The following is a 16,882-nucleotide window of genomic DNA, read 5'->3' as shown; positions in this document are numbered from 1 at the left end:
TTACCCCTTTTATTTAACGAGCTCATCATCAGACTCAGCTCCACCATAACGCCGCTCGCGTTGACTAAAAGCATCAATTGCATTCTGAAACACCATTTCATCAAAATCTGGCCACAGTACATTGGTGAAATAGAATTCCGCATAAGCAACCTGCCATAATAAAAAGTTACTGATACGGTGTTCTCCACCAGTTCTGATAACCAAATCAACATTTTCTTGATCATGCATACAAACATAATGGTCAATGGTATTTTCATTGATATCGTCAAGAGAAAGTTGCCCACTTTGTACGCGCGCAAAGATTTGCTTCATACTATTAGCAATATCCCAACGACCACCATAATTCGCCGCAATATTGAGTTTTAAGCCCGTGTTATTTGCAGTTAATTTTTCTGCTTTTTGAATACGTTTTTGAAGACGCTCACTAAATCGACTAATATCACCAATAACCAATAATTTTACATTATTTTTATGTAGATTCTTGACTTCATTATCTAACGCAAAAACAAATAGCTCCATCAGTGAACTGACTTCTTTTTCTGGTCTTCTCCAGTTTTCACTACTAAATGCATACAGCGTCAGTGAGCTAATCTTGTTTTTTACTGCAAAACGTACTGCATTACGCACAGACTCAACGCCAGCCTTGTGCCCTGTTATTCTTAGTTTTCCTCTCTGCTTTGCCCAACGCCCATTGCCATCCATGATAATCGCAACATGTTTTGGCAAGGCTGAATGAGAGAGATTTTCACCACTAGAGTTCATTAAATAGTAATCCTTGTATGCATAGCGTCGAGAATTCAGCATTATCATAACCGCTATTGTTGAGTTTGCTGATAAGACACATCCTTAATTCTCCGCTAAATACTGATATTATCTTTCGTTCTTATAAGCGTCACATATTAAAGACTTATTATACTTATCAGCAACTAAATAAATCACATACTAGACTGAAAATGTATGTTTGATTAGTTGTGCAGCTTCTCGACGAGCTTGATTGTCGATGTCTAAGACCTCATCAATCGAAACTGGTTCAGATAAATGCAATTTTTCTAATGTACTTAGGTTAATTTTTGCAATATCTGTAAAGCGTATTTTACCGTCCAAGAATGCAGCGACAGCGATTTCATTAGCGCCATTTAGAATAGTTGTGGCTGCTTGCCCAGCATGGCAGGCATCGATAGCCAATTTTAAACAAGGGTAACGTTGATAATCTGGCTGTACAAAGGTTAATGATGACAATTTTGTAAAATCTAACGGTTCGACACCAGAAGAAATACGCTGCGGATAAGCCATGCTGTATGAAATTGGGGTGCACATATCAGGCGTACCTAGCTGAGCTATCACGCTACCATCACGATAACGCACCATAGAATGGATAACGGATTGAGGGTGAATAATCACTTCCATTTGTTGTTGATTGGCATTAAAGAAATAACAAGCCTCAATATATTCAAGCCCCTTATTCATCATCGTCGCTGAATCAACAGAAATCTTACGCCCCATAGACCAATTTGGATGGTTGCATGCTTCGTCCGGCGTCACATTATCTAGGTGCGACAACGGAGTATCCCTAAAAGGACCACCAGAACCTGTCAAAATAATGCTTGAAATTCCCGAGGCCGATAAATCGGCAAAACCCAAGTTGAGTTGAATGTTTTCAGGTAAACTTTGGAAAATCGCATTATGTTCGCTATCGATAGGAAAGACTGTCGCACCGTGCTCACGAATCGCATTAAAGAATAGACGACCGCTCGTGATCAGCGATTCTTTATTCGCTAATAAAATTCGTTTGCCTTTGCGGATTGCGGCTAAGGTAGGAAGTAGTCCAGCGACACCAGTAATAGCGGACATCACTTGGTCCGCATCATCCAAGCCTGCAAGTTGAATGGCAGCATCTGTTCCTGATAAAACTTCTGTTTTGCAATTATTTTCAGACAAAATTGCCCGTAATGCTTGAGCAGAAAATTCATCAGCCATAGAGGCGTATTGAGGTTGAAATTCAAGGCATTGGTTTGCTAATTCCGCCACATTGCGACCAGCAACTAAAGCGACTATTTGAAATTTATCACGGTTATTTCTGACAACAGAAAGTGTGCTTTTACCAATTGAACCTGTTGATCCTAGAATAGTAAGACGTTTCATTATGCGGATGCTCTGTATTTACTCAATACTGAGATTATATCAGCTTGAAAGGGAAGAAAGGATTTTTATTAGATATGAATGAATAAAGCCATCAGAGATTTCCCTCTAGATGGCTTTATTCGCTACTTGATAGATTAGAATTCCATCAATTCAGCTTCTTTCTGCGCTAATGCTTCATCAACTTTCTTAATGTAGCCATCAGTCAGTTTTTGGATGTCATCTTGTGAACGACGTTCTTCGTCTTCACTGATCTCTTTATCTTTCAGCAGGGCTTTAATTTTATCGTTCGCATCACGACGAATGTTACGAACAGCAACACGACCTTGCTCAGCTTCCGCTCTAACAACTTTGATCAGGTCTTTACGGCGCTCTTCTGTCAGTGGAGGAAGTGGAACACGGATAACAGTACCGGCAGAAGATGGGTTTAAACCTAAATCAGACGCCATAATCGCTTTTTCAATCGCGGGAGACATTGAGCGATCAAAGACTGAAATCGCTAAAGTACGCGCATCTTCAACAGTTACGTTAGCAAGTTGGCGCAAAGGCGTTGCGGCGCCATAATAGTCAACCATGATGCCATCAAGTAGGCTTGGTGACGCACGGCCTGTACGAACTTTACTGATTTGGTTTTTTAGTGCTTCAACACTCTTTTCCATACGGTCTTGAGCATCTTTTTTGATTTCATTAATCACGTTTTCAACCCTTAAGAACTGGTTATTAAAGGCCGCAATGCAGCCTCGCTTAAATTGTCTGAACTTATATTAGATAATACAGTTAAACGCGGTTGATGTCTCTGAGTATTAATTGTGAGAAATCAGAGTTCCTTCATTTTCACCCATTACAACACGACGTAGAGCGCCAGGTTTATTCATATTGAAAACACGAATAGGCAAGTTATGATCACGTGCTAACGTAAACGCTGCCAAATCCATCACTTTCAATTCACGCTCAAGCACCTCTTGATAAGTCAGCGTTTCATAAAGTACGGCATCTGGGTTCTTTGCAGGATCCGCTGAATAAACACCATCAACTTTTGTTGCTTTCAATACAACATCCGCTTCAATCTCAATACCACGTAAACACGCGGCAGAGTCAGTTGTAAAGAATGGGTTACCTGTTCCAGCAGAAAAAATCACAACACGACCATGGCGTAACAGACTGATAGCTTCAGCCCAGCTATAGTTATCACACACGCCGTTAAGAGGAATAGCAGACATCAGTCTTGCATTCACGTAAGCACGATGCAATGCATCACGCATCGCTAGCCCGTTCATCACAGTGGCTAGCATTCCCATATGGTCACCGACCACACGGTTCATCCCCGCCTGTGCCAAACCAGCACCACGAAACAGGTTACCACCGCCAATAACGACACCGACCTGTACACCCAGCTCTATAAGTTCTTTGATTTCCTGAGCCATACGATCTAAAACGCTAGCATCGATTCCAAAACCTTCTGCGCCTTGTAAGGCTTCGCCACTGAGCTTAAGCAGGATACGCTGATAAACGGGTTTTGCATTGGTTGCCATGGTGTTCTGTCCTACACAGATAATTTATTGGGGTAACACACGCAGAATACTTAAAGGTGGATTCTACGTACCTTAATTATTGAATTCGTTGTATTACTACAATGTATATTAAAACAGAGCCGCCAATCGGCGGCTCCTTGTAAAACTGACGACTTATTTGCTCATTGCAGCAACTTCAGCTGCAAAGTCAGTTTCAACTTTCTCAATACCTTCACCCACTTCGAAACGGATGAAGTTAGTGACTTTCGCATTTTTCTCTTTCAGCAGATCACCAACAGATTTGCTTGGATCCATCACGAAAGGCTGGCCAGTCAGAGAGATTTCGCCAGTAAATTTGTTCATACGGCCAGTAACCATTTTCTCTGCGATTTCGCGTGGTTTACCTGACTGCATAGCGATGTCTAATTGGATTTGGTGCTCGTGAGCAACAACGTCCGCTGGTACATCGTCTGGAGTAACATATTCAGGCTTGCTTGCAGCAATGTGCATTGCAATGTGTTTTAGCAGCTCTTCATCAGCGCCTTCAGCCGCAACCAAAACACCGATACGCGCACCGTGCAGGTAGCTACCTACTTGTGCACCGTCTAGGATTGCGACGCGACGAATGTTGATGTTTTCACCGATTTTAGCGACCAGAGCAGTACGTGCATCTTCGAATTTCGCTTTAACTGCTTCGATATCAGTATTTCTATCAGCGATAACAGAAGCCATAACTTCTTTACCAAATGCCAAGAAACCAGCATCTTTAGCAACGAAGTCAGTTTCACAGTTCAGTTCGATCAGAGCACCGCTTTTGCCATCAGCAAAAACTTCTGCAAGGATAACACCTTCAGCAGCAACACGGCCTGCTTTCTTAGCAGCTTTAGCTTGACCTGATTTACGCATGTTGTCGATTGCTAATTCGATATCACCATTAGCTTCAACTAGTGCTTTTTTACATTCCATCATACCTGCGCCAGTACGTTCGCGCAGTTCTTTTACCAATGCAGCGGTAATTCCAGACATGTGATTTATTCCTCGATATACCTCGTAGGGGGCTCCCTACAAGGGTCATTCTGATTCAGATAGATAAAAGGGGCCATATAGGCCCCCTTCTAACCATATAGCAATACCTGGTTTATAAGGGCTCTTTATTAGAGCAGGCCTTATTATTCAGCTTCTACTAAGCCTTCTTCTGCTTGAACAGCCAGATCCTGAGAACGACCTTCACGAACGGAAGTTGCTACAGCGCTCAGATACAATTTGATTGCACGGATTGCGTCGTCGTTACCAGGGATAACGAAGTCGATACCGTCTGGATCAGAGTTAGTATCAACGATAGCAAATACTGGGATACCCAGGTTGTTTGCTTCTTTGATAGCAATGTGTTCGTGTTCTGCATCGATAACGAACAGAGCGTCAGGTAAACCGCCCATATCTTTGATACCGCCTAAGCTGTTTTCTAACTTACCAAGTTCACGAGAACGCATCAGCGCTTCTTTTTTGGTCAGTTTGTCGAAAGTACCGTCTTGTGACTGAACTTCCAGATCTTTCAGACGTTTGATTGACTGACGAACAGTTTTCCAGTTAGTCAGCATACCACCTAACCAACGGTGGTTAACGAAATACTGGTCACAGCTATTAGCAGCTTCTTGAACGGCTTCGCTTGCTGCACGTTTAGTACCAACAAACAGAATCTTGCCTTTACGAGAAGCAATTTTAGTCAACTCAGCCAGAGCTTCGTTGAACATTGGAACGGTTTTTTCCAAGTTAATGATATGTACTTTGTTACGAGCGCCGAAAATGAAAGGTTTCATTTTAGGGTTCCAGTAACGAGTCTGGTGACCAAAGTGTACGCCCGCTTGTAGCATATCGCGCATGGAAACAGTTGCCATTTAATACCTCTGTATTTTAAGTAATTGGGGTTATGCCTCCACGGATCCCATAACACCGACTCCAAAGCTGCGCTAAAACGCATAAGAGCACCCCGGTGCATGTGTCGACCCGTGTGTGTTATACACAATTGAGTTTAGTTTTCGCTAATCCATAATGCCAATCGAATACGCTTTAACAGGGTAGCAAAACGATTTTTTCGAAGAGATAATGTGGATCGCCGGCGCGCTTTATACCATAAAATGGATCAATAAGCCAACTTTTGTTGTTTTTTTACGGGGTGAAAAAACACCATCAAATGGCTTGAATCTCTTCATTAAAACGAGGCGAAATCGCCTTGGTAAGCATCATTGAGCGTTTTATACACGGCGTATGGATAGCGTTTTTTCTTTTTATTATTTGATAAAAAAATCTTCAACGACAAATACTCGTGTTTCACTATCCATAATATCAGACCCAAAGTGTATTTGCTCTCAATACCTTTTATTTAATGGCGTACATTCCAGCCTGATATTTCACTCTAAAGGCTAAGAAGCATCAATGCCTAGTTGGCAGAAAATGCAGTGGCTGATACCATAAACATCATCATGTTGATATAGATGGTACTATCGCTCATCTATTAAACCCTTTTCATACAAACTATGTCACAGAGTCGTTACTGACATAAATGGACTGAATTCATGGCTATTATTATCAAAACTGAAGAAGATATTCAGAAAATGCGCGTTGCTGGTCGTTTAGCAGCCGAAGTGTTAGAAATTATTGCTCCCCATGTAAAACCGGGCGTTAGCACGGGGGAGTTGGATCGCATTTGTCATCAGCACATTGTCGATGTACAACAAGCGATACCTGCTTGCTTAAATTATCATGGCTTCCCTAAATCAGTCTGTATTTCAGTCAATGATGTTATCTGCCATGGTATCCCTAGTGATGATAAGATTCTAAAAGACGGCGACGTTGTGAATATCGATGTTACCGTGATTAAAGAGGGTTTTCATGGCGATACCTCAAAAATGTTCATTGTTGGTAAGCCAACCATCCAAGGCGAACGCCTGTGCCATATTACCCAAGAGAGCCTCTATTTAGCGTTACGTATGGTAAAACCGGGTATCCGCCTACGCACCTTGGGCAAAGCGATTCAACAATTTGTCGAGAAACATGACTTCTCTGTTGTTCGTGAATATTGTGGTCATGGTATCGGTGAAGGTTTCCATGAAGAGCCACAAGTCCTTCATTATGATGCCGATGACAGCGGTGTTGTATTACAAAAAGGCATGGCTTTTACTATCGAACCGATGGTCAACGTCGGTGATTACCGCATCCGTACTATGAATGATGGTTGGACCGTAAAAACCAAAGATAGAAGCTGGTCGGCTCAATATGAGCATACGCTAGTTGTCACCGACAACGGGTGTGAAATCATGACATTACGTAAAGAAGAAGAGCCATATATCTCAGCGGTGCTGGTTAACGATTAATTTTTAGCACGCGGCTCTTATGTGGCATGTTACCTGTAGAGAAAACAACTTTCGTAACATGCCGCATACTTAAGGCTTCCCTTCTCTTTTTTTACTCGAAATAATTTAATTTGCGGCTGTTCATCCATGAAAATCCCCAGTAAGCTGTTCACTATTGTGTTCAGCCTATCGATGCGGAAAGATAATGATGACACCATCCTCTTTAGCGTTTTTATCACCCACTTTATTTCAATCTTCTGACCTCGAACTGCTTCGCCTCAAGCAGCATGTCGAATCTTTCCATAACCACTTAGAAGCCGCATTCAAGCAAAACGAGTCCGTGATTGATTTAGTCCATGCGCGCAGTGATTACTTAGATGCCCTACTCACGCGTTTATGGAAAGAGTATCAATTTGACCGACAACCCAATATGTCTTTAATTGCTGTAGGTGGATACGGGCGACATGAGCTGCATCCCTTATCAGACATTGATATTTTAGTGTTAAGTGCAGAGCCTCTTTCTGAACAGATAGCCTCAAAAATAGGCCAGTTTATTACTCTATTGTGGGATCTTAAATTTGATATCGGCCATAGTGTTCGCTCATTGCAAGAGTGTATTGATGCGGGTATCGCCGATTTAACCGTTGCGACAAACCTTATTGAATCGCGCCTAATTTGTGGTGATATCGCCCTATTCTTACGCTTACAAAAAACCATCTTTAGTGATAGTTTTTGGCCTTCAGCAACCTTTTTTGCCGCAAAACTCGAAGAGCAGCAAGATCGCCATCATCGCTATCACAGTACTAGCTATAACTTAGAGCCAGATATAAAAAGTAGCCCTGGAGGGTTACGCGATATCCATACGCTACTTTGGGTCGTTCGGCGGCACTTTGGAGCCACCACCGTCGATGAAATGGTCGGGTTTGGTTTTCTTACTGAAGAAGAGCGCCAAGAGCTAAAAGAGTGTCTCACTTTTTTATGGAAAATCCGCTTCGCTTTACACTTAGTTGTCAAACGCTATGACAATCGCCTTTTATTTGATCGCCAATTTAGTGTCGCTCGCTTACTCGGCTACCAAGGGGAAAAAAACCAGCCCGTTGAACTGATGATGAAGGATTTTTATCGTGTGACACGCCGCGTTCGTGAACTCAATCAGATGTTATTACAACTGTTTGATGACGCTATTCTTACTCTCAATCCTGATGAAAAACCTCGTCCACTAGATGAACAATTTCAGTTGCGGGGGCCATTAATCGATGTTATTGATGATATGCTGTTCGTTAAGCAACCCGCCGCCATTTTAAAAATGTTCTATTTAATGGCTCGATACCCCAATATCACGGGGATCTACTCAACGACCTTGCGCCAACTGCGCTTTGCGCGACGTAATTTAACTACTCCTTTATGCGAACTCCCTGAAGCTAGGCGGCTTTTTATCAAAATATTACGTCACCCTAGAGCCATTAAAGGGGCTTTCGTTCCCATGCATCTGCACAGTGTATTAAGTGCTTATACCCCTTATTGGAGCAATATCGTTGGTCAAATGCAGTTTGACCTTTTTCATGCGTATACGGTCGATGAGCACACCATCCGAGTGCTACAAAAAATAGATAGCTTTACTCATGAAGAAAATCGCCGCGACCATCCACTCTGTGTTAGCGTTTACCCTAAGCTGTTGCATCCAGAAACATTAAGGCTTGCCGCATTATTCCACGATATTGCGAAAGGGCGTTCGGGAGATCATTCTGATTTAGGGGCTGAATTTGTGTATGAGTTTGCTCTGCAACATGATTTGCCGCTCAAGGAAGCTGAGTTAGCCTCTTGGTTAGTAAAAAGCCATTTATTAATGTCAGTTACGGCACAACGTCGTGACATTCAAGACCCCGATGTCATCAAACAATTTGCCCTCGAGGTCAAAACAGTGACGCGGCTAAACTATTTGATGTGTTTAACTGTTGCCGATATTTGTGCAACTAACAGTACGCTTTGGAATAGTTGGAAGCAGAGCCTAATTCGAGAACTGTTTTTATCTACTGAACATCAACTCAACCAAGGAATGCAAAGTACTCCTGATTTACGAGAACGTATCCGCCATCATCGCCACCAAGCGTTAGCGTTATTACGCCAATCTTCAATCAATGAAGAAAAATTAAACCAATTATGGTCTCGCTGTCATGCAGACTATTTTTTGCGTCACACGCCTTCTCAATTAGCTTGGCATGCCTGTAACCTATTAAAACATGATCTTGAGCAGCCTCTCGTGTTGATCAGCACACAGCCAAAACACGGTGGAACCGAAATTTTTATTTGGTGCCCCGATAAGCCACACTTATTTGCGGCCGTGGCTGGGGAGCTTGATAGGCGCAACCTGAGTATCCACAGTGCACAGATTTTCACCAACAAAGACAACATGGCAATGGATACCTTTGTGGTGTTAGAACCGAATGGCACGCCATTATCAAAAGATAGATATGAGCAGATCCGCCATAGTCTGCTACACGCGGTACAACAACCAGCGATCTCACTTCCCCAGGCTCGCACCCTACCATCAAAACTACGCCATTTTACCGTTCCTACCAAAGTGAATTTTTTACGCTCAACCAATGAGCGCCGTAGCTATATGGAGCTCTTTGCTCTCGATCAACCGGGGTTATTAGCACGGGTTGGGCATGTGCTCGCTCAGATGGAAATCTCGTTACATGGTGCACGGATCACCACAATTGGCGAGAAAGTGGAAGATTTTTTCGTCCTTGCAGATAAAAATCACAAAGCGCTCGATAAAAAAATGCAACAAGAGTTATCAGAAAGGTTGACAGAAACCCTCAACTCGAAGGATAAATGTTAGGTTTTATAAGCAATATTATTACTGGTCCTTAAAGGGGAAAATTAATCAATGCAGCAATTACAAGCCATCATTGAACAAGCATTTGAAGATAGAGCGGCTATCACACCATCCACAGTGACCCCCGCCGTTCGCCAAGCGGTGACAGAAACCATTGCCCTACTTGATAGTGGTAAACTGCGTGTTGCTGAAAAAATTTCAGGGGTTTGGGTAACACATCAATGGTTGAAAAAAGCAGTATTACTCTCCTTCCGCATTCACGATAATCAGTTAATCGAAGGGGCTGAAAGCCGTTATTTTGATAAAGTTCCCATGAAATTTGCGGATTACGATCAGGCTCGCTTTGAACGCGAAGGCTTCCGTGTTGTTCCACCCGCGGCTGTTCGCCAAGGGGCATATATCGCTAAAAACAGTGTTTTGATGCCTTCTTATGTCAACATTGGTGCTTATATTGATGAAGGCACCATGGTAGACACATGGGCGACGGTAGGCTCTTGTGCCCAAATCGGTAAAAATGTGCATTTATCCGGCGGAGTTGGTATTGGTGGCGTACTTGAACCACTACAAGCTAACCCAACCATCATTGAAGACAACTGCTTTATTGGCGCCCGTTCAGAAATTGTTGAAGGCGTTATTATTGAAGAAGGGTCTGTCATTTCAATGGGGGTTTATATTGGTCAAAGCACAAAAATTTATGACCGCGAAACTGGTGAGATCCACTATGGACGTGTGCCAGCGGGCTCTGTGGTTGTATCGGGTAATCTGCCATCGAAAGACGGTAGCTACAGCCTTTATTGTGCCGTGATTGTTAAAAAGGTCGATGACAAAACCCGTGGAAAAGTCGGTATTAATGAGCTATTAAGAAGCATTGACTAATCCCACATCCTCGCTCGGCTAGAGATAAAACACGTTCTCTACCCAATCTAAAAATGATAGACCTCTTTTTCTTATGATGAGGGGTTTGTCAATTTCCTCATTTCGCGCATAATATATAAGTTTAGCTATTGTCGGGCTTTCGAGAATATAAACTGTATGATTTTATTTTTTGCCTTTTTAAAACACAGATTAATAGCATCGCTAAGTGTTATTCGCTTTAATGCGCGTGTTTTTAATTCCTGCCAAAAATAGAATAATACTGTTTCTGCTGGCATATGCTAACGGCTCTGTGCCTCTACAAATTTCGGTTTCCTATAACTCGGTGAACAACATGTACGATAATCTAAAAAGTTTAGGTATTAGCAACCCTCAAGATATTGACCGTTATACGCTACGCCAAGAAGCAAATAACGATATTTTAAAAATCTATTTTCGCAAAGATAAAGGGGAATTCTTTGCGAAAAGTGTAAAATTTAAATATCCACGCCAACGCAAAACTGTAGCCGCGGCAGATGGTAGCAATAATTTCAAAGAAATTAATGAGATCAACTCCAACCTACGTTACGCTATTGAAGAACTAGACCAAATTTGCCAAAACGATACAAGTGATATTGATTTGAAACACAAAATTTTGGATGACCTACGTCATCTTGAGCATGTGGTCTCAAACAAAATCGCTGAAATTGAAGCTGACCTTGAAAAATTAACCCGTAAATAGTTTTAAAATACCGCTCTTATTTTCTTTACTGCACCGAGAATCCTATTCACGGTGCAGTAATTTACAGTTGCTCACCCCAAGATTGTATCCAAGGCTTCGCATATTCTTCGGGTACATCTTCTTCTATCGCGTCAATGAACAAAACCTCACCAATCCGTGTTCCCGATTGTTCAGTTAATAACTCATCAAAACGCTTTCCTGCCCCACAAAAATTTTCGTAGCTGCTATCACCTAAAGCGATTAACCCGTAACGTAATTCAGGTTGATAACCAACAACATCTTGAATTTCATAAAATAGTGGAGCAATCGTATCGGGTAAATCCCCTTGCCCTGTGGAGGAAGTGATGACTAAGGCGACCCCTTCACCCGCATTATATTGCTGCCAGTCACTGAGCATTGGCTCATCAAAAATCGTGACCTCATGGCCGAGTTGCTCCAATATTTCCTGAGCAGATTCAGCCACCGCTAAGGAATTACCATAAACTGTTCCCACAAAAATACCAATTTTTGACACGAACACCTCCTATTGACCCAACTACAGTGATGAATTGAATTCTCCCATCCCCAATTTGCTGGCGATATGCTGCCACCCAAACTGATTTACCAATGACAACCATGACTCATCCCATTGTGCAATCAGAGAGATACGCTCCCCTGAAATGGGATGATCTAATACTAGCTGGCTGGCATGCAACATTAGCCGTGAAACGGCAAAATGTTGGCTTACACCGCGGTTTTGACGTAAATCACCGTGTTTACTATCGCCAATAATGGGGTGACGAATGTGCGACATATGACGTCGTAACTGATGTTTGCGCCCTGTTTCTGGTTTCAATTCTAGTAAACTAAACCGAGATGTTGGATAACGCCCAATTGCGACTGAGCACTCAACTTGAGCGATTGGCTGGCAATGTGTAACACACTCTTGCAATGCTGGCTCTCTGGTCGCATGTTTATCCGCAATTTTGTCCAACTGCTCAAGTAATGGATAATCAATGGTTTGAGGCGCTTCAACATAGCCACGAACCACCGCATGGTAGATTTTTTCTATTTGATGAGATTCAAACTGCGCCGCTAATTGCCTCGCCACATCACTGGATAGTGCAAACAACAACACACCCGATGTTGGCCTATCAAGACGATGGATTGGATAAACAAATTGACCAATTTGGTCTCGTAATGTTTGCATAACAAACACAGTTTCCTTGCTGTCTAACCAGCTGCGATGCACCAACATACCGGCAGGCTTATTAACAGCAACCATATACTCATCTTGATAAATAATCTCTAACATCAATGAGCTACCTACCCAACTGAGTACTGAAAAAATCATCTAATTCACGAAGGTGAATCAACAATAAATGATATTGCCCTTCCTCATCATTCTTATAAACTTCTTCAAAATAAGGGGCTATAGCAAAAGCTCCGGGTAAAACAGCGCCTTGCTCAATGAGTGCTTGTAAACGAGGGATAAGTACCCATTGTAACCACTCTGTTGCTTCCATCGTATCAATTGAAAAAGGCTCTGTACTTTCAAAAGCTTCAGGGCTAGGTGGTAATTCACGCCAAAGTGCCTTCGCTCTCATTTCCTCTTCAATATGACGAAGCTTTTCCATGATGCGCTGTTCAATATTCATATAAAAACCTACTTAATAAACTTAATTCGAAATATACGGCATATCCTTCATTAATTCTGTCGTAAATATGGGGTGTAGAACAACCAAAATAATTTCCCACACAAAATCCTAGTTACTTTCACGTAATCCATCTTGCCGCAAGCACTTTTATAAGTTTATTTAAAGTTTATTTACCTTTTGTTGTAGTTAATAAGAGTAATATCAGACGCTTTTCACTTTACTGAATAAAAAACACTCAACAATCAAGTATGGTTTATATATGGGATTATTAAAGCAGTGGCGTAAACAAAATAAATTTTGGCAGTCTATTAACAACAGCTATGACCATTTAAAACGACAAGTCCGTATTGCCAAACTCCCGTCTAAACCTTATCAGCAATTTCAATCCATGTGTGAAAGCTACACCAGTGCCCGCATGTCTAAGGAATTAAATAATATTCCTGATTTTGCTGAACGCCCCTTAAATAAGTATTTGCATCGCGAGTGGAACGGAAAACAAAAATTACTCACCGCGAGTCACACCCTAGAACTCATCGAAAAAACATTTTCGACGGATGCTATCAAAGCAATGTTTTCTATTGATCGCCAAGGGTTAAAAGTTGCAGATATCGAATTAAAATCGGGAGATTATGCGCAATTAAGGCTTGTTTACTCCCAATATCCACGCGAAGGTGACCTCACCTTACACCTGCTAAACGAAACAGGGGATGATATCTATTTAATGAGCTTTTCGTTTGGTACTGAGGGCCAACTTTATATCTGTTCTTTACAGGGGCCTGCTACTGAACAAAGTACCGAACAAGTGAAGTCCATTACGAAGCAAATGCATGGGATGCGACCTAAAAATTTATTGATGTCATCTATTTATGCAGTTGCCGCTTTTTTCCACTGTACATCTATTATGGGTATTTCAAACCATTGCCATATTAAGCGCCAACATTTGAAATCAAGCTACGATAATTTTTGGCAAGAGTGTAATGGTACGGTTTCCGCGGATGGCTGGTATCACTTGCCTTTAACAGAGCCTGTTCGTGATATCGAATCGGTCAAAAGCCAACACCGCTCTGCGTTCCGTAAGCGTGAGGCCTTAAGAGAAGCCATGTATCAAAGTGTGTTAAACGCATTAACGCAATATTCTACCGACCCACATCAAAAGACACGAACGCAACACTAAGTGAAAAAGAAGCCAGCCAACAAGAGGGTTGACTGGCTTATCTCATGTTTTAAAGGGTGTTAAAGCATCCTGCAAAAACGACCTCCTGCCGTTCGACATCCTGTCGCTAATAAACAGATTAAAGTCAGCGACATGCGCCACTTTGCCATCCATGACCTCTGTTTACTGATAAAGCAGCAAACTCACTGCTCCCTCATTCAGTCGTTTAAGAATGTATTAAAAACACTAATGAAACAACCTAGTGCAATAAACTTAAAAACAGCCTTAAACCTTCAATTTAAGAGATTGATAGTAACTACATGAAATTAAATGTTAAATAATGCTCACTTAGATAAATTAAGAAAATTAAGGTTTATTTCTTAATTGATTTGTAAGCTATTTCCTACAGCTTCCATCAGCAATATCTTACTCAAGCGGTTCTACTACTGGGGTTAACTCTTGAATAAAATGGATAAGATTAGGCGCTAACACGCGTTTTTCCTTACTACCAAATTTTTCTAAAATAATTTCTCCCGTTAAATTACATAACGAAATCATTTCTAAATCAGATTCTAACGTTGCTATAAATAATGTTGGTGATAGTTTTAAACGCTTTTGGGTAACTAGATGACCAATTAAATTTTCTTGCAAACGGATAAAATCCTCTTCGCTCCACACTTGAACCAAATTCAATAGATGACCTTCAAATTGAGCCTTCATATCCCCCGCAAGCTGAGTGGTATAAAAAGGATGGATCATCGGTTGTAATTCAATATCCAATGCTGTCGCTACTTTATTTAAGTTTTTATCTGCTATTGGGAAGGCTTGTGGCTCCCAATAAACCCAATTTTCCCCCGTCCGAATGACACAAGGAGACGGAATGCCATATAGGTCACAGGAAGCAGGCGATAGACCTGTTTGCTCCTTCCATTTGGTCACATATTGTTGAGTAAATTGAGTAAGCGCTTCAGAAACGGTTGTATTCATAATGATTTAATAACTTTAGATTGAGTGAACTGAAATGGCGGCAATATCATTAATAAATGATATTATGACAGAAGTTAACCGATGAATGAATTGCTCTCATTTTCAGCCGTTTTATGGTATCGCGTGCTTTTAGTACATGAAGTTTAAGGATCACTATGTCACACTATCAAAATAACCCTGCTTTGGATAATCTCACACTAGGAAAAAAAACGGCATATTATGATCAATATGACCCAAGCCTACTCCAAGCCGTTCCGCGCAGCTTAAATAGAGATCCGTTAGATATTCACGCTGATAGCCTACCGTTTCATGGGGCTGATATTTGGACCTTATACGAGCTATCTTGGCTCAACAAGAAAGGTGTTCCGCAAGTCGCTATTGGTTCAGTCCATGTCGATGCACAAAGTGAAAATTTGATCGAATCAAAAAGTTTTAAACTCTACCTAAATAGTTTTAACCAAACTCGCTATGATTCATGGGAAAATGTGCGAAGTGTTTTGCAAAACGACTTAAGCAATTGTGCTAATGGAAAAGTTAGCGTTACACTCCATAAACTTGATGAGTTTTCACAGCAAGCGATTTGCCAATTTGAAGGGATTTGTATTGATGAACAGGATATCGAGATCAATCAATATGAATTTAGTCGTGATTATCTCGCAAATAGCACGGAAAATGAAAACGTAGAAGAAACACTAGTTAGCCATTTATTAAAGTCGAATTGTTTGATTACTAACCAACCCGATTGGGGGTCAGTACAAATTCGTTATCGTGGCCCGAAGATCAACCGTGAAGCACTGCTGCGCTATTTGGTCTCTTTCCGTCATCATAACGAATTCCATGAACAATGCGTCGAACGTATTTTTAATGATATAACACAACTGTGTAAGCCTGAACAACTCAGTGTTTACGCACGCTATACGCGCCGTGGTGGTCTTGATATCAATCCATGGCGTAGTAATACCCAATTTACGCCTGAAATAGGACGTTTAGCACGGCAATAAGCACCTTAATTAAGTTAATTGATATAATTTTATATACTCTAAATAGTTCGAGGTACAGCAAGGCGACCGGTAGACCAGTCGTAGCAAGGCAGAAATAACGATGCCAATGGTGCGAAAGTAAACTGAGTCAATGACGCCGTAACTTGAAGTATGGCGAGTATATCAAGATCCCTTTGGGATAAAGGAGAGTTACTTGATTACTCATATCAGTCCATTAGGTTACCAAAGCAACAAAAAGCATTAAATATCAATAGCTTAATTTATTATCAGTTCATTTTTCATACTACAAAACACTACATTTCATTCTAAATGAATCAATAAGTTACCCCTTCATTTCGAACGAAAAAGAGGGGTAATTAACCCCTCACCTCTCATTTTTGCGGCACAGTTCGTCACAGTGATATCTGATAACATTACGACCAATATTGATATCGCGCCATTGCCTGACTGCTTATAATTAACTCCAGACTTTATTGGAGGGTTTATGACCAGTACGCAACTTATCTTACTCGCACTTACTTGCATCAATGAAAATAGAGAGCCGTCTCACACTGAACAATCACGTATCTATGTTTTCTATAAAACTGAGATAGATGGCAAGGCTATTTCGATCAATGAGTTTATACTCTTACTTTCTAATTCATCTTTGTACTGCCAGATAGAGCAAC

The 16,882-nt window shown here is 41.3% G+C and carries 16 protein-coding genes; 6 read left to right on the top strand and 10 right to left on the bottom strand.

The annotated features are described in order from the left end of the window. Positions 1-9: 9 nt before the first annotated feature. The 6 genes from uppS to rpsB all read right to left on the bottom strand — a co-directional run bounded on the left by uppS (position 10) and on the right by rpsB (position 5,545). Positions 10-762, bottom strand: coding sequence for a polyprenyl diphosphate synthase (gene uppS, locus PR709_RS17495; protein ID WP_004916773.1), 753 nt, complete (start codon positions 760-762; stop codon positions 10-12). A 180-nt stretch (positions 763-942) separates the two neighbouring features. Next, positions 943-2,142, bottom strand: a complete 1,200-nt coding sequence (ispC, locus tag PR709_RS17490) for a 1-deoxy-D-xylulose-5-phosphate reductoisomerase (RefSeq protein WP_004916776.1) — start codon at positions 2,140-2,142, stop codon at positions 943-945. A gap of 134 nt (positions 2,143-2,276) precedes the next feature. Further along, positions 2,277-2,834 (bottom strand): ribosome recycling factor, encoded by a 558-nt coding sequence (gene frr / locus PR709_RS17485; protein ID WP_004916781.1) that lies wholly within the window; start codon positions 2,832-2,834, stop codon positions 2,277-2,279. A 108-nt stretch (positions 2,835-2,942) separates the two neighbouring features. Then, positions 2,943-3,671, bottom strand: a complete 729-nt coding sequence (gene pyrH, locus PR709_RS17480; protein ID WP_004916784.1) for a UMP kinase — start codon at positions 3,669-3,671, stop codon at positions 2,943-2,945. A gap of 153 nt (positions 3,672-3,824) precedes the next feature. Further along, the gene (gene tsf, locus PR709_RS17475; protein WP_004916787.1) at positions 3,825-4,676 is read right to left on the bottom strand and encodes a translation elongation factor Ts; all 852 of its coding nucleotides are present in this window, start codon (positions 4,674-4,676) and stop codon (positions 3,825-3,827) included. 143 nt (positions 4,677-4,819) lie between these two features. Further along, positions 4,820-5,545 (bottom strand): 30S ribosomal protein S2, encoded by a 726-nt coding sequence (rpsB, locus tag PR709_RS17470; protein ID WP_004916790.1) that lies wholly within the window; start codon positions 5,543-5,545, stop codon positions 4,820-4,822. A 678-nt stretch (positions 5,546-6,223) separates the two neighbouring features. On the opposite strand from rpsB, the gene map reads away from it, so the two are divergent. The 4 genes from map (at position 6,224) to PR709_RS17450 (ending at position 11,436) form a co-directional block, all read left to right on the top strand. Then, positions 6,224-7,021, top strand: coding sequence for a type I methionyl aminopeptidase (gene map, locus PR709_RS17465; protein ID WP_004916796.1), 798 nt, complete (start codon positions 6,224-6,226; stop codon positions 7,019-7,021). Between the two features lie 184 nt (positions 7,022-7,205). After that, on the top strand, positions 7,206-9,845 hold the full coding sequence (gene glnD / locus PR709_RS17460; RefSeq protein WP_121874656.1) for a bifunctional uridylyltransferase/uridylyl-removing protein GlnD: 2,640 nt from the start codon (positions 7,206-7,208) through the stop codon (positions 9,843-9,845). A gap of 48 nt (positions 9,846-9,893) precedes the next feature. Next, positions 9,894-10,718: a 2,3,4,5-tetrahydropyridine-2,6-dicarboxylate N-succinyltransferase gene (gene dapD / locus PR709_RS17455; protein WP_004916799.1), complete on the top strand. Its 825-nt coding sequence runs from the start codon at positions 9,894-9,896 to the stop codon at positions 10,716-10,718. Between the two features lie 331 nt (positions 10,719-11,049). Beyond that, positions 11,050-11,436 (top strand): DUF3461 family protein, encoded by a 387-nt coding sequence (locus tag PR709_RS17450; protein ID WP_014657679.1) that lies wholly within the window; start codon positions 11,050-11,052, stop codon positions 11,434-11,436. 61 nt (positions 11,437-11,497) lie between these two features. On the opposite strand, the gene PR709_RS17445 is transcribed toward PR709_RS17450, so the two are convergent. The 3 genes from PR709_RS17445 to PR709_RS17435 are packed head-to-tail and all read right to left on the bottom strand — an operon-like array spanning position 11,498 to position 13,073. Further along, the gene (locus PR709_RS17445) at positions 11,498-11,950 is read right to left on the bottom strand and encodes a flavodoxin (RefSeq protein ID WP_036943415.1); all 453 of its coding nucleotides are present in this window, start codon (positions 11,948-11,950) and stop codon (positions 11,498-11,500) included. A gap of 21 nt (positions 11,951-11,971) precedes the next feature. Next, on the bottom strand, positions 11,972-12,730 hold the full coding sequence (gene truC / locus PR709_RS17440) for a tRNA pseudouridine(65) synthase TruC (RefSeq protein WP_004916802.1): 759 nt from the start codon (positions 12,728-12,730) through the stop codon (positions 11,972-11,974). A gap of 7 nt (positions 12,731-12,737) precedes the next feature. Continuing rightward, a complete protein-coding gene (locus PR709_RS17435) occupies positions 12,738-13,073 on the bottom strand; it encodes a YqcC family protein (protein ID WP_004916805.1) in 336 nt (111 codons plus the stop codon). 259 nt (positions 13,074-13,332) lie between these two features. Between PR709_RS17435 and PR709_RS17430 the strand changes: the two genes are divergently transcribed. Further along, entirely contained in the window at positions 13,333-14,247 is a 915-nt protein-coding gene (locus PR709_RS17430; protein ID WP_004916809.1) for a VirK/YbjX family protein, read from the top strand. A gap of 405 nt (positions 14,248-14,652) precedes the next feature. Here PR709_RS17430 and syd read toward each other — a convergent pair whose 3' ends face one another. After that, positions 14,653-15,213, bottom strand: coding sequence for a SecY-interacting protein (syd, locus tag PR709_RS17425; protein ID WP_004915359.1), 561 nt, complete (start codon positions 15,211-15,213; stop codon positions 14,653-14,655). Positions 15,214-15,368: 155 nt separating this feature from the next. Between syd and queF the strand changes: the two genes are divergently transcribed. Then, positions 15,369-16,214 (top strand): NADPH-dependent 7-cyano-7-deazaguanine reductase QueF, encoded by an 846-nt coding sequence (queF, locus tag PR709_RS17420; protein WP_040132405.1) that lies wholly within the window; start codon positions 15,369-15,371, stop codon positions 16,212-16,214. Positions 16,215-16,882 lie beyond the last annotated feature (668 nt).

Source organism: Providencia sp. PROV267 (assembly GCF_028477825.1).
GTDB lineage: Bacteria > Pseudomonadota > Gammaproteobacteria > Enterobacterales > Enterobacteriaceae > Providencia > Providencia stuartii.
Note: the sequence above shows the minus strand (reverse complement) of the source record. Positions and strands in the feature narration are given on the sequence as shown.